The sequence below is a fragment of the Pectobacterium parvum genome, from assembly GCF_020971565.1.
GTDB lineage: Bacteria > Pseudomonadota > Gammaproteobacteria > Enterobacterales > Enterobacteriaceae > Pectobacterium > Pectobacterium polare.
Genome location: NZ_CP087392.1, coordinates 3,906,231 through 3,931,140, shown reverse-complemented (window position 1 = coordinate 3,931,140; position 24,910 = coordinate 3,906,231). Strand labels below are relative to the sequence as shown.

The window sequence follows — 24,910 nt, the reverse complement described above, 5'->3', positions numbered from 1 at the left end:
CACTCCCTATAGCCCGATACATGAAATGACATAACTTGCCGGTTTTTTTGGCGCACTTTGCATATATCCGGCATTGCGCGTTGGCATATACTCATTTCAGTAGGGTTAACGTGTAAGCCTGCTTCTCACATGACAATGGAGATTGAATGACTCGTAATCAGGGCTTTCCTTTAGATATTGGCTGGCGGACTCTGCTAAAGGATTTTGGCTTTCGGCCTGAACATGTATTACGCCGGGCGGGGTTACCGGAAGACCTCTTTTCGCGGCGCGTTGTAGTGCAAACTTGATGCAGGCCACGCAACGGCTTGCCAGATACAAACAATTAATACTCCCTATGCGTCTGGATATTGATGTCGTCAGCAATGGTGATTTGAAGGTCTCACCGCGTTGGCTGTTTGCACAAGGATTCATTACAGGTTGCAGAGATTGCCTTTCTGATTCGCTTGGCTCGGCTGGCGACACGCGAACCGGTTAAGGCTAAATGCGTTAATTTGCCTATTCAGCAAAATGTGCTGCCAGGCCACCAGCGATATCTGGGTCAGCATCTCAATGCTTTTTGCGTTGCCTTCTGCTTCCTGTCACTCCAGTAATTGCGACAGGAGCGCTGAGTTGTAGTAAACGATCGTGTTGTTCATTGAAAGTAATACAGGCACAGATATGCGATTAAGCTATTTTTACACGGAAAGGGGGTTAATCATGCCAGTGTCAGCATCGCAGCACAGAGTTTCAGCTGGAGCTTACCAGAATAAGCTACACGACAATTGCAGGGGAAACTCGACAACACAGGCTCAGGGCATAAATCTAGACCACTCTGCCACTCCGGATGAAATACACCATTTAGGAAGCAGTATTAACAGAGTAGTCAATTCTCACGAAGAACTGAGCAGACTATCGTACCAGACTAGAAATCCGCGACAGGACATAGCGGTTCCGTTGTTAATGCTGCTAAGCCAGGTCAGGCTTACCAATAATCTGTTTTCGGCGGACCCCCCTGGATTCGTCTCTGACAGAGACAACGGCTTATCTCCTTCAGTTTCCCGAAATACAGCGCATTCAGATAACAGTGACACTGGCTTCAGTGCCATGCTAAGTCCGGTTGCGAATGCACTGTATGAAACAGGTCAGTTTATAGCTCAGTGTGACCCACTGAGATTTCCGGCAGCGGATGCATCGCCAGTGCCACTGGCTGAAACAGAATCAACAATGGCAGCAGGTATCGTCCGGAATTTGAAAAGCGACAGCTATATTGTTACAGGTGAGCAGAAGAAGAACGAATTGATTTCCAGCCTAGTACAGTATCTGGTATCAGACGGGCAACTGACTGCAGATGAAAGCGAGGATGTTGAACTGAGGCTGCGGTCGGAAGCCGCTGGCATGCCGATGGTTGCTGTTCACCTAGATAATGAGAATGCCGGCACCAACCGAACGAAACGGGCACTGCTACGAGAACTGGATCCAAGAACGGGAGAACATATAAAAAAACACTGCGCTTTTGAAGAGGAAGTGCTGGATGCGCAGGGTGAAAACCAGGGAAAAGTGCTTTTATTTCAGGCTCAGAGAGCCGAAAATCCGTTCCGTATGATTTATGATAATAATCCGAATGGCAGGCCTTCTCCGGAGGAACGAGGGGTTGCTGATGGCCTCAACATATCTACTGACATTCTTACGCTGGGAATTAAGCCCTTAATCGGGAAGCTTATAGCAAATGTCAAACGCCGAGAATATTATCAGAATCAGGGGAATGAAATCTGTGCAGAACGATTCAGAAGGTTGTTTATTGCGGAACTGTCAACATCTCTTGATGTGGGCGGGCTGGCATTTACGTCCCGGGGAGGTACCGGAAAAGTGAAACCATCAGAACTTCTCCATGCTTTTCCGGAGCGTGAGAGAGCTGCCTTTTACACTCGTAGCCTACACTCCGGTATCAGAAAGGAAATTCTGCTGGAACTGAAGCAGGGAAAAGGAGTAATAAATGACAACGGTCGCAAGGTTTATCTCAAGCCGACTGAAAAAAATAATGAATTCATTACTTACCACCCTGATGCGGTAAAGCCGGAATTGCTGGAAAGAAGAGTTATTTTTAATGAAAATAACCTTTCATGGCGTTACGCGGATAGTTTTGACTCATCGGCACTCAATGTCGAAATCAGTGAGGGAAAACGACAGATAAGACTATGTGGTGAAAATTATGAGCTTCATAAGAATGCTATTGGTAAATATGAAATCGTAGTAAATAAAGCGTCAGGAATAAAAGAATTTGTTCCGGTTTATATGGAGCCATTATCACGAACATGGCATCTCAGCGTACATAATAAACATCCTGTCTTCAGTAATAAGCAGACTGACATTATAAATGAAATAAAAGTAAATAAAGAAGATGGGTTCTATTATGTTCCAAGGGGAAACAATAATCATAACTATTATGGGAATGGTAATATATATGTACAGGAAGGAATGGGTGATTCCGGTCACTATCCTTGGGGACGATATGCTGAAATGAACGGCGAACTGGTTCCCGTAAGGAATACCAAACACCAGGGGCAGGGGGTCCTGTACGAAGTATATGACATGAAGTTTCCTGAGAAGGCAGGCCATCCGATTGAGTGGGATGGTAGTAGCTGGTTATTTGAGCGAGAAACGTCTATTTATGTATCTAAAGATTTGGAGAAAATAATTGACCCAGCAATGATTATTGAGAAAGTGGATGCAGGCAAGCTTTCGGCCCCTGACCATCAGGGGTTAAGATATGATGCTGATGGGAATAGATACATAAGAATCAAAAACGAATACATGAAATTAGAACAAAGAAAAGGTCTGCCATTTATCCGGCTGGGTAATGGTGATAAAGTAAACGTTGATTATATAAATAATAAATTCATTCCTGAAAAAATTATCAACATTAACCCAGTAATCATTGGGACGGGAAGCATCAGTGAAGTTTATAATATGGGGAATGGGTTTGTTAATAAAATATATAAGGGTCGTATTGACGAGCATCACAAATCCAGGCTTGTTGCAGCAAATAACAATGCAAAAGGATTCAACAGGTATTATGGAGATAGGGCAGGTGAAGTAAGTATTACCCCATTCAAAGATGGTTCTGCATCTGTGTCAGTGAAATTAAAGAAAATAGATGGGTATGTATTAAGTGATGTTAACAGTTCATCTAACACTGAGTTTTTAAACGAAATAGAAACGGCAATCAAAACCAGTAATCATCCTGAGAAACTATCTCGCTTATTGCAAAATAATGGAATTGTACATTACGATATAAATAAAGGGAATGTTATATATAACAAGGGCGAGTTTTTTATTGTGGACTTTGACTCTGCCAACTTTTTACCAAAAGGTGAGATAGTTAGCCAGTCACAAACTAATAGTATGAGAGAGAAATTCAAACATATCTTTGATGATGTTTTAAGAGAGATAGATAGAAAGAAAAGTTAATTACACGTTTAGCAGAGGGAACAGCGCATCAACATTATTCAAATGTAGGTTGCCGAGCTGAAACGGAACCCTTTAATGTCGACCGGTTATTATTCTGTCGGCGGCCTGACGACATGCGGGCGATGACACGGATTAATACCGACACCAGCTGAATCGCGAAATGAATTTTGATACAGGAAGTGAGCCAGCGTGACGCTGACAGAAAAATCGGGTCATCTTGCATGGTACGCCCTAGTGGCGTTTGCGCTGGCCAGACAGGATGGAATGCGTTGCATAGCGGCAACCGCGTAACGAAGAAGTCGGAACGCCATGTGTTTGTCAGGAGTGGACTGGTGTTCTATGAGTACGTGGATATATCCATCATCACCGGTTGTGGTTCTCAGACTGTAGAACTCGTCGCTGAAATAGGGGCGCAGGCTATCCTCATAACCGCCATCAATAACATGCTTATCGATCTGATGGTCGCGATGTTGCGTAAGGACTGGCTGAGTCGCCGTCAGTGGCAAAAACAGGGAATTGAGCGAGTCAATGTTGTCAGTGATTTGTCGGGAACATTTTCAAAAGTCAGTCCAAATTCGCCGGCCAGTACATCCAACCATTCTGGCAGAGTCTCGGAGATATGAGTCGTCACGACGTCGCCTTCTGTTTTTGTCAGAACGCAGCCCCGTAGTATCGCTTTACCGTTCGGCTGCCGAAGCTGTGCGGTGACAACTCTTGCATATCCGGATTCTGGCGAGTGTACGTTAAAGTAATGTCGGTCCATGAAATCACTCATATCAGCTGGCTGGTCGGCCATACTTACACCGGCGACCCAGCACGATGGGTCGGTTGTGAGGTGCCAGTCACCAACACCACCCTCGCCGACTGCCTCCATTACGAACTGCATCTGGCCCTGGTAAACGGTAGCGTTCATTAGAGGCATTTGTTCATGCAGCGCGTCAGCAAGGCCGACATCAACCCACCATCGGCCATCGGGATTGCTTTCGCACGGCAATCCCTCGGCGATGACTGCAACGTGATTTTCCAGCGTTGCTCGTTCTGGACCTTCAGCTCCGTGGACATTTGCGGGGTTAATGCTCACCCGGTAGCCAAGCTGAGAAAGTAGTGTATATAAGCCGCCATTAAGCTGAAAGCAGTAACCACCTCGCGGGGTTGTTGCAGCCCTTCTGAAGCTCTCCATCGAGGCAATTCCCCAACTCTCTGCAAGGTGGATCCAGAAAGTTTCATAAGGTATCCGCTCAACGTGAGCCTGATGTATTCGGGTTAGTGCCTGGAGGGACGGTGGTTCGGCATCAAGACCAAGGCGGTTTAGGTAGGCTGCTACCAGGTCATTCATGTTATTTTTATCCTTTCATATCTGATAGTTTTTATCAGGGAGTACAGCTCTGAAATCTGGGGAAGTCATGAACTACTCCGAACTGTTGAAGCGCCGCTTCAGACGTTGTATTTCCACGATAATCATTGCCGTTATTGGTTGAAACAGTTGTATTGTAATATCCGAATTCAACATGCTGTAGCGACTAATTTGAGAACTATGCTTTCATTTTTGAGAGGATTGAATGGATTTAAATGCGTTAAAGATGTTTGTACTGGCAGCCCGCAGTGGCAGTCTTTCTGCTGCGGCACGGCAGAACAACATACCGCTTCCGACACTGAGTCGCAGGATCGCTGAACTCGAGCATGAACTGAATGTTGTTCTGCTCGAACGAACAGTTAAGGGTTGCAGGGCAACAGAAGCGGGAAAAAAATTACTGAACCAGACGAGTTCGGCCATAGATATACTTAATGATGCTGATCACTTTCTTGCAATCGGCGATCCCCATATTACCGGGCGACTGCGCCTGACTATACCCCAGTCACTTGAACCATGGTGGGAAATCATCAGGCAGTTTCAGCGAATGTACCCAAGTATAGCCATAAATGTTTATACGACCGAACGCCGCGTGGATTTAATCTCTGAAGGCATTGATGTTGCGCTAAGGGTCGGAAGCGTCGCTGATGATGATATCGTGGCGCGCCATCTGATGGATTTCAGGCATATTCTGGTCGCCAGCCCGAAACTTTTTTTGAACAGCAGCCTCCCCAAAGAGCCGACAGACCTCATGAAGTTCCCCTGTGCCGCATGGGGTTCCGCGATAGGATCTCGTCCTGTCTGGATACTGGGTGAGCATGCCTATGATGTTCCAACCATCTTCATGGTAAATGACTATCTTCATTTGCGTGAGGGGGTTCTGGCAGGTGACTACATTACCGAATTGCCCGCGTTTTTTGCTGCTGAATACATTCACAATGGTGAACTGATTGAGATCCTCCCTCAGACGCACCTGCCTTATTCATCGTTGCATCTGGTATATAAAAAGCACAGGTATGTTTCTGCGGCTGCCAGAGCTTATATAGAATTCTGTACGGACAATGCCTTCGTTCTGAGGGAGAAAAGTCGTGTACCGTCGGATAATGAAAATACGCATCCGTAAACCTGTAAAATAGCCTGTGTCACCAGTAGGCTGGGCAACTCAGTCCGTCTGGTGCTGATTATTCTGATGCCGTAATGACGGTATGAGTTGTTAACGACTAGGAAAACGGTGAAGAATAATCACACATGTAGAGCGATTAAGTACAACCCCTGTAACTCACTAACTAACATCTTCCCAAATTTGTATGCTCAAAAAATAGCCTCAACGTACAATAATTTTCGTTTCCCAAACGGATCCCTCTCTTTGGCTGGCATCGCCTGCGTCAACGATCTGTATTGCCAGTGATATGTTCCCAGCTGATAAATTGAGCAATACGATATAGTCATGGTGGGAGATACTTCTGGTTTGGTGACTTGTGGGGTGACCAAAGCCAGCAGCTGATTTGCTGTGGCGCCATTGGCTACGTATTGATCGAGTACCGATGTTGGCGAGGAAGATCACCCATTGTGCAGCCAAAAATACATTTCTCTTTTCATTCGTTATGCAGATGAGGACGCGCCACTTTCCTCATCTGCAATACGGTTACGCTTTGTTGTTATTCCAGTTCGATGGGTTCATGATTAGCGCCGCCTGCATCCCTACGCTGCCGCCCATTGACGGGTTATAGGCCTGTTGTCCGTAGAATGAAGGGAGCTGATTCTGTGATGTGGATGACGAGCTATTTGTTCCACCTGACGCAGGGAGAAATGGCTTCGCACCCTGTTTGGCTATTGCCCCTGTTATACTACCAAACGCTGGTATCGTTAATTTGCCCATCGTGAGGCTTTGCAGGGTTTTTATTACGGGTATGCGACTGAGCTGAGTAGACTGTGGTACGACCCCCAGGCTGCCAAACGAGCTGTAGGCATTGCTGACATCAGTAAGCGATGACGGGCTGAATGAGAGCCTGTTACCTGCACCAATAATTTTGTCGTAAATCTTCGATTGTTGATATGCAAACGCGCCGCCTGCACCGGAGACCGCGCCAGTGATCGCGCCACCAATCGCACCCGTAACCGCACCGCTGAGCATCGATTGTTGCCAGGTTCCCGAGTTGGCGACGCCGAAGGCGTCATTGACAAAATGCTGGCTGACACCTTGTGCAGCGCCAATCACACCTCCGGAGACCGCTCCAACAAACGATCCCGCGATGATGCCGCCTGCCGTTGTCGATGTTGCCGCTGCCGCCGCCGACCCAGCGGCAAAAGCGCCGACCCCACCTGCTGCGGATAGTGCGCCTGCAACGGCGCCAATTCCTGCTCCGGCAAAGATATAACCCGCCAGTGCGCCGCCTTTTAGCCCGGATTGAATGCCTGTGTAGGCTGCCACGCCGCCGCCAATTACCGCACCAACCAGCGCCCCCATGAGCAAAATGACCAGAATTGGCGCTATTTCACCCGAAGGATCAGTTTGGTTGACGGGGTTGTTGTAGCAATAAACGAAGGGACCACCATATTGGAACCTGGGATCGCACGAGTAAAAACGCCCAAGCTGAGGATCGTAGAAACGTGCACGATAGTTGTAGATTGCTAGTTCAGCATCAAACTCTTGGCCGGTATAACGATAGTGTGCGATCTCTGGCGTACCGACGCTATTGGCAAATAGCTGACCAAAAGGCATATAATCCAGCATGGTAGCGACGGTACCGTCATCTGCGATGATGGCGCGTACCGAACCCTGTAAGTCTTTCAGCACATAGTAGGTTGCCTGGTTTTTTACCATCGCCAATAGGCCACCAATGCCATAGATATATTGGGTATGATTTTCCCCAGCCTCTATCAGTGGAAAATCACTCAGCCCATGTACATATAACGTTTGTGTACCGTTACTCTGCCTCTTTATAACGCGCTGATTAAGGCCGTTATAGGTAAATTCCAGCGAGTTGCCATCTTCCAGTGAAACGAGCTGCGGTAAATTATTCAATGCATTGTAGTCGATTCGTGCAATATGACGATGCGATGAGGCGGTGACGTTGCCGAATGTGTCATAGCCGTAATGCTGTGTTGGCGCATTATCGTTATGGACGGCGACAACCTTGTTGCTGTTCTTTAGGTAATCATATGTACGCAGTGCGCTTCCTTGCTGAAGAGACAGGATGTTGCCATTAGGATCGAAAGTGAGTGGGTGGCCGACGCCAAGACTGTAGTCAGCGTGAGAGCTGTGCTGAGCAACAATCAGTTGGCTGCGCTTATCGTACTGGTAGCGGTAGGTAAATGTGTTTTCTGGATTAATGCCGTTTTCACTGGTGGCGCTGGCAATGTTACCGTTGTAGTAACCTGAGTCGTTATAGCCACCGGATGTGTAGCTAAAAGTATGTTTGAGTAGTGGACTACCGTCAGCATACTGGTTAGTAATTTCTGTTATCCATCCTGGAGAATTGTAAGCCAGACGACGCACAAGCGGACGGCTTCCTGTGTTATTAAGCTGTTCTCCGGCGAGGCTGCCGTCAGCGTGATAGCGGTATTGGGCAAATTTTTCGGGTTCGTTCTCCGTACCGACAGCGGTGTTCTGCCCCATGTCATTGTAGGTATAAATGACGCTGGGAACGGGAGCACCAGCTGGATAATCAATACGCGTGGTATTACCCAGATTGTTGTAAGTATATGTCGTGGTTTGCGCGGCTTTCTCTGGCACGCTCAGGGTGGTGCGTGTCGTATTGCCGTAGCGATCGTAGCCGTAGCTATTCTCGACTATTGCTCCGCTGGCGTTTCGTTTCTGCGTTTTCCATAACCGCCCACGCAATGTGACGTCTTCCCCTGTTCCGTCATAGCTATTCTGGGTTTCCCAGAGGTTGCTCTGTGGGTAATGTGGATCGTTGTTTGCTATGTCCTGTAATTGGATGCCATCTCCCCAGGAACGTGGAACCTCTCCTTCTTCAACAATACGGCCCAGAATGTCATATTTCTTATAGAGAATGGTTCCTTTCTCGACTGTTAGTGGCGTCGAACTGAAGCGTAAACGACCTGCGGCATCGTAGATATAGCGTGTTTCTCCCGTATCTGTCATTGTGCGGGATATAAGCTGTTGCAGGAAGTTATAGCGATTATTGGTCGTAAATGCCCCAGCATCATTGCCTTCTAAAAAGGCATTTGGATGTAGGGTTTTTTGGATATTTCCGGCAGTATCAAATAGTTGCTGAACGGCATCAACAACAGTGTTATCTGCGTTTGTCTGTTTGCCTAACGTTTGCCCTCTGCGATCTTTAATGTCTAGAACCTGAGAGCCATTAGCATCGGTCAGCGCGGTAACCAATAATTCGCCAGGGCGATATAGAATTCCCGCGATACTTTTCTGATCGGTAACGGCATACCTAATCTGGGTGGTATGGTTATTGCTACTAGTGATGGCAAACAGTTTACCAGGTAATCCTTTTTTGAGTGGCCGCCTCAGTGATGACGCTTCATAAAGAGTACCGCTGTACGGGTATCCTTCATCTTGTGGATAAAGCGTGCTGATTTCGCCACTCATCATGCCCGTTGTGCTATCCAGCCTGCTGACAAACCCTGAGCGGTAGCCGAAGAGTGTGTTGTCAAATGTCGCTATCTTGGTTTCAGCGATGCAGTTCCCTAGTGCGTCATAGCACTTTTCTTTAACCAGACACTGTGTGCTATTTAATACCTGAGACTGTATATCCTGTCGATTAGCGTTTTTATAACTCATTGAAATTTGAGGTAAGCGATACGTCACAGGATTAGCCAATTGCAGCTCGCCCAGTGCTGAAAAAACGCATTCTCCACTAATCGGTGTCGGATTTTTTATCGCAAAAACTTGTCGGCCATCGGCAAGTAAGAGTACCGCACCATTAACGGGGATCAGCAAGACGGTTGCGGGCACTTGACCATTAAGCTTGCTGTTTTTGTGTGTTGTGCCGTTCAGTTCCAGCGTCCAGCCCGTTGATGACTGCCATTTGGCGTTTAAGTGATTACCGATAGCGATACCAAAAGCGACATTCTGAGAGGAAGAAGAGGATAGGGTAACGCCAATAGCATAGCGATCATGCTGCTGAGTTGTGCGCCATGAAATAGTGTTAACGGCTGAGCCTGTGTGATAGAGCTGGCCGTTATTAAGCCGCCAGGCAGCTGCGCTGTCTCGGAGCCACCGATCCCAAGTTTGTTCGCCGTCCATAAAGGTTTCATAGAGGCCGCCTTCAGCCGCCATGATGTCACAACTGCTGGATGGGTCGTTTTGAGGATAGACAAAGGGCTGTGCGTTATTCCAGCTTTTCGTCGCGTAGCTTACCGAACCTCTTTTGCTGTTTTCTTGTGGACCGACTTCGGTGAATTTCTGACGCAGCGAATCGTAACCATAACGTGTTATGTCGGCATTGTTGCCGAGTGTGGCTGTTTCATCCCAGTAGATCGGATCGTAGAATTTCGCTTCCATATTGCTGGCCAACGGAGTAATGCTGATATTGTTGATCAGAAGGTAAGTGGAAGATTTTTCATTAGTGAATGCAACCGTAAGTGGGAGAGGCGTTCCGTCTCCCTGATAGTCGATGACCGCCTGCCAGTACACCCATTTCGCTTCATCGGTAGGGATAATTACCACTTTTTTACGTTCACCGCCTCCTGAGCGTGTTTCCAGATAAACGTTGCCCGCGTTGGTCAGAAACCCTTTTTCCGCTTTTATCCAGCCAGCAATGATGGCCGTTTGCGAGTGTTGCAGCGGTGTTGTCCGCAACAGGGTGCTATGAGCCACAAGCTTAAAGCTATTGGTACCCGTGCAGGCATTGCCAGAGACGAGGTAGTCTGCGATTGTTCCCTTGCTAGTCGATGACTGCCAGTTCAGCGCATAGGTTTCATAGGGTTCAAAACCGACAAAATCACAGGTGTTATCGTCTTTGCTGGTGAAGGTCGCGATAGGTAGAATTTCGTCTTTATCCCACAGAGTACTTTCTACTTGTTTCGTGGCATCGCTCGCGCAGGTGATGGCGCCATAAAAGCGCCTGTGCAGGATACTATTTATCCTCAACCATGATGTGCCAGGATTGGAAGCGACGAGATGTGGGTTCTCTGGCGCGGTGTCATCAGGAGCCTGTTGCAGGATATACGCAGTGCTTGCTGCCCACACCGTTGGTGCAGGGTGGCCAGAAATGGGGTATTGGCGTGAGTGAGGAAGGTATTGTTGCAAGCTGCCGGAAATAATCCCTTTCTTACTACCACTCGCTGGAGTGGTGACTGAGTCAAAATGCATGAAAGGAACGTCAATCACGTGCTTAAGCAAGAACCATGGGTAGGCCTGGTAAGCATAACTATAATGTTTAGCGATCGTTTCCACCGTACCGTCACGGGTGACATTATCAAATGTCTCTTCTACAAGCTTGCCAAATTGGCTGTCATAAATGTAGCTCGTTGTGGTCTGCAGGCCATCATTGATGCTCGTGTTGGTGGTGCTGCGGATGTAGCCGCCAAACAAATCACGTTGTACGCCATTGACGTTGAGCGTTGTAAATACTTCGATATGTTTTTGCTCATGGACCAGCAGAATATTGTTGCTATCGAAGGTTTTTTGTTCAATAAGTTGGCCATCCAGAAGGCCTGAATCATCCTGGTCTGATACGTTTACCTTCTGGTTTTTTCTGGTTAATCCATTGAAGTAATGATTCTCGGTATAGCCAAAACGAGGGATGGCTGGCGTATCTGTACCCGGATAATAGGTGCTTTTGTAATACTTAAACACGGCGCCGGTTGGATCGCAGGTCGCTGTCGCGATATCAAAGATATACGCTGTCGTGCTGGTGGTATAGCCGTCATTGATACTGACGGTATCGACGCAATAATCCACCAGCGTACCTTGCAGGGTATTATCTAAATAACGGTTCAGTGTCAGGGTTTCTGCGTTATCAAAGCTCTTTTCCAGTGGCAAGTAAGTGACAAAAGTGGAGAGACCAGAAGGGTATTGACCATTAATGTTGGTTTTAATTTGTCCGTCAGTGTTGATCTGTGTGAAGTAGCGTTGGACGATAATGTCTTTATTGGCAAGATTCTGGTTGAGAAATGGCCAGACCGTCGTATCTTTGACCGCACTTCCCGCTAAATTCAGATAAGAAATAAAACGTGGTCCCTGATTGATCATGGTGGTGCTGTCTATTTCATACGGCACTTCCTGATAGTGGTTTACCGCATCTTGCCAATTACGCCATGAGCCACGCTGATAGATACGATTTCCCATAGTGGCAATATCAGCACCTGCTGTTGGAAAGAAATGTATTTTCCGTGCTGATGTTGGGCCATCTTTGCTATATAAGTCCGTGGCGCTGTTATCCCAACGGGTAATTTGGGTTGCTGGATCGTAACCGATGAGTTTAGCTTGTACGGCAGATTCTCGATTGCTGACGGCAATGGCGTAATCGGTGCCATAGGCATACCAGTTTATGTCCTGATCGCTACAGGTATCGCGGAAGTTTAGGCTCTTGTTGAACAGCCATGATGCGCCGTTGTAACGCAGCAAATGAGGGCCAGAAGCAATCATGCTGTTGTTAATGAACCTGGCAATAAAAGGAATGGTAATCACTTTAGATGGATTACTTTTCGGTAACCTGCAGGGGAAATCGACACTCTTTATCGTGCTAAAAGTAGCGTCCCATTCCAGAACTTTAATCGTGTAATCAACGCTAAGAGAAACTTCCTGAGTAATGTAAGTCAGCGCAATAAACGAGGCGCTGCTGGCAAACCCAAAGTTGTTTGCTGGGTTAGTGCCTATTGTAAAGGCTAGCGTTGTGGACGCGCCGGTATGCCATTGCTCGCCACCGTCCTGATAGTAGAGCGTGAATGTATTGTGATGTGAGCCGCCGCTTTCTGGCGAATAGTCCAGGATAGCGTAGTACTTGTTTGTAGCGGTGATGTAAGGTTTGCTGTTTGGCTTATTTGCTGCAAGATCGGAGGATCTCTCTTCAATAATCCATGACTTGGCAAAGCTATTCCATGTGTAGCGTAGTAGCTTGCGGTTATCTTTATCACAAGTAACGAAGAAATTATCACCCGCAGCGATTTGTAAATGAGCGGTTTTTGCATTTATCGGTGCAGTTTCGAGCCATTCCCCCCATTTGCGGTTATCTTTATGGTAAACGTGTACGCCTGATTTTTCATTCTGTGGGCTGGAATAGGTCAGACAGGCAAAATCAGTACTGGTAACCACGTTCACACTATTGATATCAAATGCGGCATTAATTATCTGCTGCTTGGGTACCCATTGTTGCCATCGACCTAACCAGGTATAGAGCGTGACATGGATTTGGTCGGTCGATTCGTTTAGCCATAGGCTGACCACATAGTCCGCGCCGAACCAGACTCGGGGCTTTGCGGTGCGTGGCCAGGGGTTAGTAATTTGCCGTTGCCTGTCACAAAGTGGCAACGTCTGCTGTTTGTATTGGTAGGCGATATCGGCTCCATCGGGCGTAATAGCGCGGCTTAGTGCACCAGCGTTAACGCTGCCTGCAGCCCAGTAGCTGAGTTGCAAATCTGGCAGAGAAGATTGGTTGGCATACGTGCGTTGTATGCTGGTCAGCGTGCGTTTGACCGTATCGCCGTAGAGGTTGTCACTTTTTGTGTAGTGGCTGAAATTGCTGCTAATGTCATAACCCAGTTGCACGGTATAAAGTAGAGCACCTTTAGGATTATTGACGACAATATGATCCAGATAACGCGTTTCGTATCTGTCCTGATAGGGGCTAGGTTGATTGTTTGGGATTTGTGTATAGGGAGCATTCCAATGTGGAGACAGGTATTCGCGCGGGCCAGCAGGGGAACTGATATCGTACTGTTTTTCCTTGTAGTTGAAGTTAATGGTGCGGTGAAACATGTCGGTTATCGTTAAAAGATAGCAGGCCTTAGTAAACGATAGCCCACTGTCACCAACCTGCTGCTCAACCACATCATAGTTGAAAGCGATCGTATCTCCCCAGAGACTCTCGATTTGCGCCAGATTCCAGACTGCTGCGAATCTTGATTGCAATAATGTTTTATCCTCGAGATGTGTCAGCGCAGATTGCCCTGACCAATTACCCCATCTTACTTTCCATTGAATTACGTGTTGATTTGGGATTATTCCACCATAAAAATAGCTGGTGCCATCGTCTTTTACAATTTCCCAGCGTTCAAACTCTGGGTAATATAAAATTTTACTGAAATCATATTGGAAACATTCAAAAGAAAAACCGCCGGAAAGGACAATCAGGTGAGAGCCTTGGTTATTAACGATAAAAATACGTTGATTCTGGCTATCGTTGATTTTCCATTGTTGATTCTGATTGACGGTATTGACACTAGCGTTAATATCAATTTCTATTCCAGATTCAATAAATTGAGATTGAATGGTTGAATCTATTTTTCCTTTGTTTAAAGTGTTAGTGCTATTACTGGAAAGTGTCGCACGCTTCCATTCATTTTTTGTTCTTATCAGTTCTGTTACGCTATTATTGGTATAAATTTTATAGGTATTGTCGTCCGGTGAGGCATTTCCTCGTGTCTCTACTTCTATTCTTTCAAAAGGCAGTTTCCAGCCTAACCCCAGTATACTGGTTGGCGCGCTGGCATTTGATTGATGAGTTTCATTTTTAACATTACTGCCATAGGATGCCGTCACCTTCACATCCAGTTTATTCCTTCCTTTTAGTGAAACCAGATCTAAAGGTAAGTTTAGATCACCACGAAATAAATTAACACTGTCTTTAAATATATTGTTGATGTTTTTTTCGAATTGGCTTGGACGTATTTGTGGGATTTGACTGTTCGTGCTGTTTTTCATTTTCTTATACCCTTTTCATGAAGCGTTATCAGTCAGGATGTATAGATGAAGTTAGAGACGGTAATATGTAGTGAAGATAATGGATTTCTGACGTTTTAACCGTGTATTCTGAACGGTGTGCTGGTACTCAAAATCGCAGATAGCATTTCTGCTACCTGCGATATAATTAATAAAAAAAGAGAAATATAAAATTAGGAATCACATTCTGCGATAACCAGAACGTTGACGCTGCCATAGGCTTTATGGTTGGACTGGTCTTCCATAAAACAGGTTGCAGAAATGGTTACGCGGTCGCCACTAAAACTTGATATTGAGCTGGCAACGCTGATGGTTTTTAAATGGTGGTCAGTATTACCGAAAGAAAGTTCAAAGGCTTGAACTGCGACAGAGGCATTAAGTACACGAGTTCCGAAATCTATATGTTGTGGTGAACCTGATTGAATTTTGACAACTTGAAATTTTGTAGTGGACATAGCTTATCCTTATTAATAAGTAATTGTAGCGATGTTTTATTTCAGGGATGTTTTTGTTAGCTATTTAATAAAATTGGTGCAATATTAATTTATATCCAATGAATGGTTTTGTCAATGTTGATGATATAAAAATAGCTTGTGACTATTGTTTTTTATCTCATTGTTTTTATTTTTAAATGACCTTATTGTAACCATGTAAATTATTAGCTAGATCATTTTTTGCGAGGGGCATAATTATTCATATTTCATAAGTTATTTTGATAACGATGTCTTTAGTGGTTACCTAAAAAATAATGACATAAAGTGTAAAATATTTATTTGTATTTATTTTTTTTGTGATAATTTTATTATTCAATAAATAATATACGCAGAGCGATAATGACAATATAGATTTTTATTAATTATTTATCTTAATATTTTATAACTTGGGGTGGGGATTTCATTAATGATTTTGTACGACAGGGTTACCGTTGTGTAATCAAATCTGGTGAGCTTTGAGACGCTGACTCAGCCTTGGTAAATAAAAAGCCCCGTAATAACGGGACTTATATTTAATTCTTTACTAATAACTCTAAGGTCATCTTCAGAACGGAATGTCGTCGTCGAAATCCATTGGTGGTTCGTTGCTTTGCGCTGGAGCATTGTTTGCGGAAGCATTGTTCTGTGCAGGACGCTGTTGAGACTGCGCACCGCCGCTGAACTGGTTGCCGCCCTGCGGCTGCTGAGGTTGACCCCAACCGCCTTGTTGCTGACCGCCACCTGCATTGCCACCGCCTGCTGGTGCGCCGCCGCCTTGGCGTCCACCCAGCATTTGCATGGTGCCGCCGACGTTAACGACGACTTCGGTGGTGTAGCGCTCTACGCCAGCCTGATCGGCCCATTTACGGGTTTGCAGTGCGCCTTCGATGTAAACCTGAGAGCCTTTACGCAGGTATTCGCCCGCGACTTCTGCCAGTTTGCCGAACAGGACCACGCGGTGCCATTCGGTCTTCTCTTTCTGCTCACCGGTTTGCTTGTCACGCCAGCTTTCCGACGTAGCCAGCGTGATGTTGGCAACTGCACCACCATTCGGCATATAGCGGATTTCCGGGTCTTGACCCAGATTCCCGACAAGAATCACTTTATTAACGCCTCTGCTGGCCATGCTCGTCTCCTGATGAATCGATAGATTTATTTTAAGTCTAAACGATCAATCTTACCATGTGGGGAACGCTCTGTCATACCTGCGAAATGGCTTCAGAAATGAAAGTAAGATTTGCAGCGTTTGCAAAGTAAACGGGTTTAATACTGGATATTCATTCAGTTTTTTTTATGGCAAGCTATCCCTGCTTGCCACCCTATCGGGCCGTCGCAAGCGACGTTAAAAAACGCGTCTGGCGTTTTTTTTATGCCATAATTGCTGGTTTCGTACCGGCTCTCTCCGTTCGAGAGGCGATGACAAACCGTTTTTATTCCGGGAAGTGTGTGAATGGATAAGATCGAAGTTCGTGGTGCTCGTACCCATAATCTAAAGAATATCAACCTGATAATTCCTCGTGACAAGCTGATTGTAATCACCGGTTTGTCTGGTTCGGGTAAGTCATCGCTGGCGTTTGACACGCTGTATGCCGAAGGGCAGCGGCGCTATGTGGAATCACTCTCCGCCTACGCCCGTCAGTTCCTGTCGCTGATGGAAAAACCGGACGTCGATCATATAGAAGGGCTGTCGCCCGCCATCTCTATCGAACAGAAATCCACCTCGCATAACCCGCGTTCCACGGTCGGGACGATTACCGAAATTCATGACTACCTGCGTCTGCTGTTTGCACGCGTGGGTGAACCGCGCTGCCCAGAGCATGATGTGCCGCTGGATGCGCAGACGGTCAGCCAGATGGTGGACAATGTGCTGGCGCAGCCGGAAGGCAAACGCCTGATGCTGCTGGCGCCGATTGTGAAAGATCGCAAAGGCGAACATAGCAAGACGTTGGAAAACCTGGCTTCACAGGGCTATATCCGCGCCCGTATCGACGGCGAAGTGTGCGATCTGTCCGATCCGCCGAAGCTGGAATTACAGAAAAAGCACACCATTGAAGTCGTCGTTGACCGGTTTAAAGTGCGCGACGATTTGGCGCAGCGGCTGGCTGAGTCATTCGAAACCGCGCTGGATCTGTCTGGTGGTAGCGTGGTGGTCGCGGATATGGACGACCCGACGCAGCCTGAACTGCTGTTCTCGGCGAACTTTGCCTGCCCGGTGTGTGGCTACAGCATGCATGAGCTGGAACCGCGCATGTTCTCGTTCAATAATCCGGCGGGCGCGTGCCCAAGCTGTGATGGTCTGGGTGTACAGCAGTTCTTCGATCCGTCCCGCGTGGTACAAAATGCCGAGCTGTCGCTGGCAGGCGGCGCAATTCGCGGCTGGGACCGTCGCAACTTCTACTATTTTCAGATGCTGCGCTCACTGGCGGAGCACTACAAATTTGACGTCGATGCCCCGTTTGAAAGCCTGAGCGCCGCGGTTCAGAAAGTGATTCTGTACGGCTCCGGTAAAGAGAACGTCGAATTCAAATATATCAACGATCGCGGCGATACCTCGATACGTCGCCATCCGTTCGAAGGCGTGCTGCACAACATGGAGCGCCGTTATAAAGAGACGGAATCCACGGCGGTGCGCGAAGAGCTGGCGAAATTCATCAGTAACCGTTCCTGCGCCAGCTGTGGCGGAACGCGCCTGCGTGAAGAAGCGCGTAACGTGTTTGTCGAGCAGACGACGCTACCGCAGATTTCCGATATGAGCATCGGCCATGCGATGACGTTTTTCCAGAACATGAAGCTGAGTGGACAACGCGCTCAAATCGCCGAGAAAGTGCTGAAAGAGATTGGCGATCGACTCAAGTTTCTGGTGAATGTCGGGCTGAACTATTTGTCGCTCTCCCGTTCGGCGGAAACGCTGTCCGGCGGCGAGGCGCAGCGCATTCGTCTGGCGAGCCAGATCGGTGCCGGACTGGTTGGCGTGATGTACGTGCTGGATGAGCCGTCTATCGGCCTGCATCAGCGCGACAATGAGCGCCTGCTGGAAACCCTGATTCACCTGCGTAATCTGGGCAATACCGTCATTGTGGTGGAACATGATGAAGATGCGATTCGCGCCGCTGACCATGTGATTGATATCGGCCCCGGTGCGGGCGTGCACGGCGGGCAGATTGTCGCAGAAGGCACGATGGAAGAGATCATGGCGGTGCCGGATTCGCTGACGGGGCAGTTCCTCAGCGGTAAACGCAAGATTGAAATCCCGAAACAGCGCGTGCCTGCGGATCCGACCAAAGTGCTCAAGCTGATTGGCGCGAAGGGCAATAACCTGAAAGACGTCACGCTGACGCTGCCAGTTGGGCTGTTTACCTGCATCACCGGCGTGTCAGGGTCGGGTAAATCGACCCTTATCAACGATACCTTGTTCCCACTGGCGCAGCGCCAACTGAACGGTGCAACGCTGGCAGAGCCTGCCGCACACCGCGAGATTCAGGGGCTGGAACATTTCGATAAGGTGATCGATATCGATCAAAGCCCGATCGGTCGTACGCCGCGCTCCAACCCTGCAACTTATACCGGTATTTTCACGCCGATTCGTGAACTGTTTGCTGGCGTGCCGGAAGCCCGTACCCGTGGCTACAACCCCGGCCGTTTCAGTTTTAACGTGCGCGGCGGGCGCTGTGAAGCCTGTCAGGGCGACGGCGTGATTAAGGTCGAAATGCACTTCCTGCCGGATGTCTATGTGCCGTGTGACCAGTGCAAAGGCAAGCGCTATAACCGCGAAACGTTGGAGATTCAATACAAAGGCAAAGGCATCCATGAAGTGCTGGATATGACCATTGAAGAGGCGCGAGAGTTCTTTGATGCCATTCCGGCGCTGGCGCGGAAGCTGCAAACGCTGATCGACGTCGGCCTGTCCTACATTCGCCTTGGGCAGTCGGCCACCACGCTATCCGGCGGGGAAGCGCAGCGTGTGAAACTATCACGCGAGCTGTCGAAACGCGGAACTGGGCAGACGCTGTATATTCTCGACGAACCAACAACTGGCCTGCACTTTGCCGATATTCAGCAGCTTCTTACCGTTCTGCATCAGTTGCGCGATCAGGGTAATACCATCGTGGTGATTGAGCACAATCTGGATGTGATTAAAACGGCAGACTGGATTGTCGACTTAGGGCCGGAAGGCGGCAGCGGCGGCGGGGAAATTCTGGTCTCCGGCACGCCGGAAACGGTGGCAGAGTGCGAACAGTCTCACACAGCGCGCTTCCTGCGACCGATTTTGGCGCGCGAAGCCTGATATCAGGAGGCGGTGATGTGGGCACAATATGAAATCCGCCTGAAGCCGAAAGCCAGAGGCTTCCATCTGGTGACTGACGAAATACTGGCGCAGGTTATCGCTCTGCGCCAGATAAACGTTGGGCTGATGCACGTGTTCATCAAACATACCTCGGCAGCGCTAACGATTAATGAGAATGCCGACCCCACGGTGCGGCAAGATTTCGAGAGTTTCTTTAATCGGTTAGTGCCGGAGAATGAACCGTACTACCGTCATACTTATGAAGGTAGCGACGACATGCCCGCGCACCTGAAAGGCAGCCTGCTGGGCAACAGCCTGATGATTCCCATCACCAACGGACGCCTGAATATCGGCACCTGGCAGGGCATTTACCTGTGTGAACATCGTAACCACGGCGGCAGCCGCTCGCTGGTTGTCACACTCAACGGGGAATAGCTCCCGAAATGCGTCGCGCTAGCGACGCATTCTGATAAGTATCTAGCTGCCTGTACGGCAGTGAACCGCTGTGTTGTTATGGGCACTACGCAATGTTTCTAAGCTACCTATACGGCAGCTTAGAAAATAATCGACCTGAACCTTTGTTTCCTTCGTTTGTTCACTGCCGCACAGGCAGCTTAGAAAAGTAACAACTAACACAGAACAATTGATAGTTGGTTCACTGCCGCACAGGCAGCTTAGAAAAGGTAATGCAAAGCCGCTATGCGCCCTGGATTGTTCACTGCCGCATAGGCAGCTTAGAAAATAAAACGTGCTGAAAATCAGCAATAAAAAACTCATAGGCAACGTGGCTTAAAAAGCTGGTAGTCTGTTTGGCCGACTGCCTGATACTGTTTAGGAAACGCGATGTACCACATTGATGACTTCGATCTGAAAATCCTGACGCTGCTACAGACGAACGGCCGCTTGACCAATCAGGAACTGAGCGATCTGGTTGGGCTTTCCGCCTCGCAGTGTTCCCGCCGTCGCATCGCACTGGAGCAGGCACAGATGATTCTTGGCTATCATGCCCGCCTGTCGCCGAACGCGGTCGGGCTGGAATGTCTGGGGTTGATTGAAGTGCGACTGATCAACCACACCAGCGAATACGTTGAGCGCTTTCACCAGATGCTGGGGGAAGTGGACGCCATCATCGACGCCTATAAAACCACGGGTGATGCCGATTATCTGTTAAAAGTCGCCGTGGCAGATCTACCCGGACTCAGCACGCTGATTAGCCAGATTCTGTCGCAGAACAAGAGCGTCGCGCACCTGAAAACCTCCGTGGTATTGAACCGCCTCAAAGAGAACGGGTTGATGATGCCAGAACTGCCTGCGTTGCCCTGAATTGGGGCGATTGCCTCTATTTGGTGCAGGAAATAAGTATTTCACGCAACAAATCCGAAAAAAATGCACGAAAAAGACAAATAAATAATAAAAAACGCATGAATCACGCATTATTTTCATTTATATAATTCAATACGTTGCTCTTATCGCAGGCGAGATTATGCAGACGCCAGACGCTAAGCAGCACTATCTGGTGCGATTCTTGCTTTGGTAAGCACATGTTTTTACGACAGTCTGTTGAGTGCTCACCATGGATAACGTTATTCCCACACAAAAAATATCACACACGCTGCTGGAAGATATTCTGGCGATACTGATCGGCACGCTGATGGTATCGTTTGGCGTCATTCTGCTGCGTCAGGCCGGTGCCCTCACTGGCGGCACAGCTGGCATCGCTTTCCTTACCCACTATCTGACAAATGTCTCCTTTGGCGTTAATGCTGATCAGTTAAGGATCAGTTGAACGATCCAATAGCTGTGTAAGAATCCGGAAGTGTTCTTCATTTCCGGATTTTTTATGCGTATCTCTCAGGCCATCGACCTCGTTTCACGTTACGATTCGACCCGTAATCCTTTGACTTCTCTTGGCGACTTTCTTGACCCAGAACTTATTGCCCGTTGCCTTGCTGAGTCCGGCGTGGTCACCCTGCGTAAACGCCGTCTTCCTCTCGAAATGATGGTCTGGTGCGTTGTCGGCATGGCGCTTGAACGTAAGGAGCCGCTTCATCAGATTGTCAATCGGCTGGATATTATGCTGCCCGGTAACCGTCCCTTTGTTGCTCCCAGCGCGGTTATCCATACTCGACAGCGGCTCGGAAGTGACGCCGTTCGACGGGTGTTCACGCACACCGCTCACTTGTGGCACAACGCTGTGGCGCATCCCCACTGGTGTGGATTGACGTTACTGGCGATGGATGGCGTCGTCTGGCGCACACAGGAAACACCTGAAAATGATACCGCCTTCCCGCGCCAGACTTACTGCGGCCCAACCTTACCTACCCGCAGGTCAAAATGGTCTGTCAGATGGAGCTGACCAGCCATCTGATAACCGCAGCAGCCTTCGGTACGATGAAAGACAGCGAATATACCTGGCTGAGCAACTGATAGACCAGACCGCAGATAATACGCTGACGCTGCTCGATAAAGGGTATTACTCATTAGGGTTGCTGAATGCTTGCTGGAAGCGTGCGGGAGAACACCGACACTGGATGATACCGCTTAAGAAAGGTACCCGTTACGAGGAGGTCCGGAAACTGGGAAAAGGCGATCATCTGGTACAGTTGAAAACTACGCCACAATCCCGCAAAAAATGGCCGGGACTGAGTACAGAAGTGACAGCCCGATTACTGACCTATAGCCGTAAAGGAAAAATCTATCAGTTACTGACTTCGATGACTGATGGCATGCGTTATCCGGGAGGTGAAATGGTTGAGCTTTACAGTCACCGTTGGGAAATCGAGTTGGGTTACCGTGAAATCAAACAGACAATGCAACTGAGCAGACTGACACTGAGAAGCAAAAAACCGGAACTTGTGGAGCAGGAGTTATGGGGTGTGCTGCTGGCGTATAATCTCGTGAGATATCAGATGATTAAAATGGCCAGTCAACTGAAAGGTTACTGGCCAAATCAGCTGAGCTTCTCAGAATCCTGCGGGCTGGTCATGAGGATGTTGATGACGCTTCAGGGTGCATCGCCGGGTCGTATCCCTGAACTACTGCGAGATCTGGAGAGTATGGGACAGATGGTGAAGCTGCCGATAAGAAGAGAAAGAACCTTCCCGAGAGTGGTGAAAGAAAGGCCTTATAAATATCGAAAAGCGAAGAAAAACAGCCAGTCAGTTGCTTAACTGACTGGCATTACTCCTTTGGCGTTGCCTTTTTCCTGCTGAATCTACCCTTCTATTATCTGGCCGTGCGCCGCATGGGATGGGAATTCACGGTGAAAACGTTCTGCGCCGTCGGGCTGGTTTCTCTGTTTTCAGACCTGCACCCAATGTTCGTTCATTTCGATCAGCTCAACCCGTTCTACGCCACGCTATTTGGCAATATCATCACCGGTATCGGCTTCGTGGTGCTGTTCCGCCATAAGGCCAGCCTCGGCGGTATGAATATTCTGGCGCTGTATCTTCAGGACAAATACGGCCTGCGAGCGGGAAAACTCCAGATGGGCGTTGACGTTGTGATTGTGCTGACTTCCCTGTTCGTGGTAAGCATACCGATGTTGATTGCTTCGATTCTGGGGGCAACCATTCTGAATCTGATTATCGCGATGAACCATCGCCCCGGCCGTTACGCGGCCTGATTGTCCCCCACCATCGTCGGGGTTGCGGTACCCATAAAAATGACACACTCAGGAGAGCTACACTGTGTTTCAAAACGTTGATACCTATGCCGGAGATCCTATCCTGTCTCTGATGGAAAAATTCAAACAGGATCCAAGAGCGGATAAGATCAATTTGAGTATCGGGCTCTACTACAACGAGCAGAATATTATCCCGCAACTGCGATCCGTCAGCGCGGCCGAAAGCAGCCTGAAACAGCCGGCACAGAGCGCGAGCTCTTATCTGCCGATGGAAGGGTTACAGCCTTACCGTACCGCAATCCAACACCTGCTGTTTGGTGAAAACCATGCGGTACTGGAAGCGGGTCGCATCGCCACCATCCAGACGCTGGGCGGTTCTGGTGCGCTGAAAGTCGGTGCGGATTTCCTGAAACGCTACTTCCCGAACTCAGAGGTGTGGGTCAGCGATCCAACATGGGAAAACCATATTGCGATTTTTGAGGGCGCAGGCTTTAACGTTCACACCTATCCGTATTTCGATGGCGAAAACCTGGGCGTGAAATTTGACGCCATGCTCGCCACCCTGCAAGCGTTGCCAGCACGCAGCATCGTGCTGCTGCATCCGTGCTGCCACAACCCGACCGGTTCCGACCTCACCACCGAACAGTGGGATCGCGTCATTGAGGTCATCATCCAGCGTGAGCTGATTCCGTTTATGGACATCGCCTATCAGGGCTTTGGTCTCGGGATTGAGCAGGATGCCTATGCGATTCGCGCCGTTGCCAGCGCGGGCGTTCCGGCACTCATCGCCAACTCGTTCTCCAAGATTTTCTCACTGTATAGCGAGCGCGTTGGTGGTCTTTCCGTGGTGTGCGACGATGCCGATAGCGCACAGCGCGTGCTGGGCCAGCTAAAAGCCACCGTTCGCCGCAACTACTCTTCTCCGCCGAATTTTGGCGCACAGGTAGTTTCTAAAGTCCTGAACGACGCACAGTTGAACGCTGACTGGAAAGCGGAAGTTGAAGAGATGCGCACCCGCATTCTGAGCATGCGTCAGGAGCTGGTTTCAGCACTGAAAAATGCGCTGCCGAACCGTAACTTCGATTACCTGCTCACCCAGCGCGGCATGTTCAGCTACACCGGTTTCAGCCCGGAACAGGTCGATCGTCTGCGTGAAGAATTCGGCGTCTACCTGATCGCCAGCGGCCGTATGTGTATGGCGGGGCTAAACCACAGCAACGTCCAGCGCGTCGCTGCGGCTTTCGCCGCGATTCAGTAAATTGTAAAATGACAACGCCACTGGCTTAACCGACTCACCGTTGTGAACTCGCTTAACTCAGTGGCCTGTGTGATAAAAATCCCATGACCCAACTACGCTACCTGAACGGCTATCCCCCAACGATTGTTGCACAAGCACAAACGCTTCTCGATCAAGGCAAACTCGGCCTCTGGCTGGAAAAAAGATACCCTGCTCGCCATCCGATCCAGAGTGATAAATCGCTCTATCAGTTTGTCGCTGAGCTGAAACAGCGCTATCTAAAAAACGCCCCAGCAATATCAAAGGTGCTTTACGACAATAAACAAAATCCGATAAAAGGGACGCTGGGAACCAATACCTTTGTGGCGCGCGTGCAGGGTGGAAAATTAAAGTCCAATAACGAAATCAGAATAGCGACGCTATTCCGTGACGGGCCGGAAGATTTCCTGCGGATGATCGTGATACACGAACTCGCCCACCTAAAAGAAAAAGACCACAACAAGGCCTTCTATCAACTTTGCTGCCATATGGATCCTGATTATCATCAGTTGGAATTTGATATGCGAATCTGGCTGAATTGGCGGGAAATAAATGCGGGTTAGGATCTACGTTTTCTAAGCTGTCTAT

Annotated in this window: 11 protein-coding genes and 6 pseudogenes; 11 read left to right on the top strand and 6 right to left on the bottom strand. The window is 48.4% G+C overall.

Annotation, left to right across the window (positions count from 1 at the left end):
• Positions 1–497: 497 nt before the first annotated feature.
• A pseudogene (locus tag LOZ86_RS21585) lies at positions 498–635 on the bottom strand (Tn3 family transposase); the annotation flags it as partial.
• A gap of 304 nt (positions 636–939) precedes the next feature.
• On the opposite strand from LOZ86_RS21585, the gene LOZ86_RS17725 reads away from it, so the two are divergent.
• Both LOZ86_RS17725 and LOZ86_RS21580 read left to right on the top strand, forming a co-directional pair.
• Positions 940–3,447, top strand: coding sequence for an OspG family effector kinase (locus LOZ86_RS17725; protein WP_230242532.1), 2,508 nt, complete (start codon positions 940–942; stop codon positions 3,445–3,447).
• Between the two features lie 189 nt (positions 3,448–3,636).
• Positions 3,637–3,711: pseudogene (locus LOZ86_RS21580) on the top strand (DUF2913 family protein); the annotation flags it as partial.
• A 2-nt stretch (positions 3,712–3,713) separates the two neighbouring features.
• Here LOZ86_RS21580 and LOZ86_RS17720 read toward each other — a convergent pair.
• Positions 3,714–3,872 (bottom strand): annotated as a pseudogene (locus LOZ86_RS17720) (Rpn family recombination-promoting nuclease/putative transposase); the annotation flags it as partial.
• A gap of 71 nt (positions 3,873–3,943) precedes the next feature.
• The gene (locus tag LOZ86_RS17710; RefSeq protein WP_039483653.1) at positions 3,944–4,783 is read right to left on the bottom strand and encodes an arylamine N-acetyltransferase family protein; all 840 of its coding nucleotides are present in this window, start codon (positions 4,781–4,783) and stop codon (positions 3,944–3,946) included.
• Positions 4,784–5,006: 223 nt separating this feature from the next.
• Here LOZ86_RS17710 and LOZ86_RS17705 point away from each other — a divergent pair, with 223 nt between their 5' ends.
• Positions 5,007–5,921 (top strand): LysR family transcriptional regulator, encoded by a 915-nt coding sequence (locus tag LOZ86_RS17705; protein WP_230242530.1) that lies wholly within the window; start codon positions 5,007–5,009, stop codon positions 5,919–5,921.
• 522 nt (positions 5,922–6,443) lie between these two features.
• Here the strand turns inward: LOZ86_RS17705 and LOZ86_RS17700 are convergent.
• The 3 genes from LOZ86_RS17700 to ssb1 form a co-directional block, all read right to left on the bottom strand.
• Positions 6,444–14,645, bottom strand: a complete 8,202-nt coding sequence (locus tag LOZ86_RS17700; protein WP_039483657.1) for an RHS repeat domain-containing protein — start codon at positions 14,643–14,645, stop codon at positions 6,444–6,446.
• Between the two features lie 191 nt (positions 14,646–14,836).
• Positions 14,837–15,118 (bottom strand): hypothetical protein, encoded by a 282-nt coding sequence (locus LOZ86_RS17695; RefSeq protein ID WP_039483659.1) that lies wholly within the window; start codon positions 15,116–15,118, stop codon positions 14,837–14,839.
• A gap of 583 nt (positions 15,119–15,701) precedes the next feature.
• Positions 15,702–16,262 carry a single-stranded DNA-binding protein SSB1 gene (gene ssb1, locus LOZ86_RS17690; protein WP_039483661.1) on the bottom strand — a complete coding sequence of 187 codons (561 nt, stop codon included), beginning with the start codon at positions 16,260–16,262 and terminating at the stop codon, positions 15,702–15,704.
• Between the two features lie 324 nt (positions 16,263–16,586).
• Between ssb1 and uvrA the strand changes: the two genes are divergently transcribed.
• The 8 genes and pseudogenes from uvrA (at position 16,587) to LOZ86_RS17650 (ending at position 24,885) form a co-directional block, all read left to right on the top strand.
• On the top strand, positions 16,587–19,421 hold the full coding sequence (gene uvrA / locus LOZ86_RS17685; RefSeq protein WP_039470146.1) for an excinuclease ABC subunit UvrA: 2,835 nt from the start codon (positions 16,587–16,589) through the stop codon (positions 19,419–19,421).
• A gap of 15 nt (positions 19,422–19,436) precedes the next feature.
• Complete coding sequence (locus tag LOZ86_RS17680) at positions 19,437–19,856, top strand: secondary thiamine-phosphate synthase enzyme YjbQ (protein WP_039513034.1); 420 nt, start codon at positions 19,437–19,439, stop codon at positions 19,854–19,856.
• A 408-nt stretch (positions 19,857–20,264) separates the two neighbouring features.
• A complete protein-coding gene (locus tag LOZ86_RS17675; protein WP_039483666.1) occupies positions 20,265–20,744 on the top strand; it encodes an Lrp/AsnC family transcriptional regulator in 480 nt (159 codons plus the stop codon).
• 250 nt (positions 20,745–20,994) lie between these two features.
• Positions 20,995–21,180: pseudogene (locus tag LOZ86_RS17670) on the top strand (YitT family protein); the annotation flags it as partial.
• Positions 21,181–21,261: 81 nt separating this feature from the next.
• Positions 21,262–22,591: pseudogene (locus tag LOZ86_RS17665) on the top strand (IS4 family transposase).
• 14 nt (positions 22,592–22,605) lie between these two features.
• Positions 22,606–23,046: pseudogene (locus LOZ86_RS17660) on the top strand (YitT family protein); the annotation flags it as partial.
• A 64-nt stretch (positions 23,047–23,110) separates the two neighbouring features.
• Positions 23,111–24,304 (top strand): amino acid aminotransferase, encoded by a 1,194-nt coding sequence (locus LOZ86_RS17655; RefSeq protein ID WP_039483670.1) that lies wholly within the window; start codon positions 23,111–23,113, stop codon positions 24,302–24,304.
• A gap of 83 nt (positions 24,305–24,387) precedes the next feature.
• Positions 24,388–24,885 carry a M48 family metallopeptidase gene (locus LOZ86_RS17650; RefSeq protein WP_039483672.1) on the top strand — a complete coding sequence of 166 codons (498 nt, stop codon included), beginning with the start codon at positions 24,388–24,390 and terminating at the stop codon, positions 24,883–24,885.
• Positions 24,886–24,910: the final 25 nt, after the last annotated feature.

Excerpts from the sequence above, each read along its gene's own strand:
- LOZ86_RS17695 (WP_039483659.1), bottom strand. The coding sequence starts at position 15,118 with ATGTCCACTACAAAATTTCAAGTTGTCAAAATTCAATCAGGTTCACCA.
- LOZ86_RS17710 (WP_039483653.1), bottom strand. The coding sequence starts at position 4,783 with ATGAATGACCTGGTAGCAGCCTACCTAAACCGCCTTGGTCTTGATGCC.
- LOZ86_RS17680 (WP_039513034.1), top strand. The coding sequence starts at position 19,437 with ATGTGGGCACAATATGAAATCCGCCTGAAGCCGAAAGCCAGAGGCTTC.
- ssb1 (WP_039483661.1), bottom strand. The coding sequence starts at position 16,262 with ATGGCCAGCAGAGGCGTTAATAAAGTGATTCTTGTCGGGAATCTGGGT.
- LOZ86_RS17675 (WP_039483666.1), top strand. The coding sequence starts at position 20,265 with ATGTACCACATTGATGACTTCGATCTGAAAATCCTGACGCTGCTACAG.
- LOZ86_RS17705 (WP_230242530.1), top strand. The coding sequence starts at position 5,007 with ATGGATTTAAATGCGTTAAAGATGTTTGTACTGGCAGCCCGCAGTGGC.
- uvrA (WP_039470146.1), top strand. The coding sequence starts at position 16,587 with ATGGATAAGATCGAAGTTCGTGGTGCTCGTACCCATAATCTAAAGAAT.
- LOZ86_RS17725 (WP_230242532.1), top strand. The coding sequence starts at position 940 with ATGCTGCTAAGCCAGGTCAGGCTTACCAATAATCTGTTTTCGGCGGAC.
- LOZ86_RS17700 (WP_039483657.1), bottom strand. The coding sequence starts at position 14,645 with ATGAAAAACAGCACGAACAGTCAAATCCCACAAATACGTCCAAGCCAA.
- LOZ86_RS17650 (WP_039483672.1), top strand. The coding sequence starts at position 24,388 with ATGACCCAACTACGCTACCTGAACGGCTATCCCCCAACGATTGTTGCA.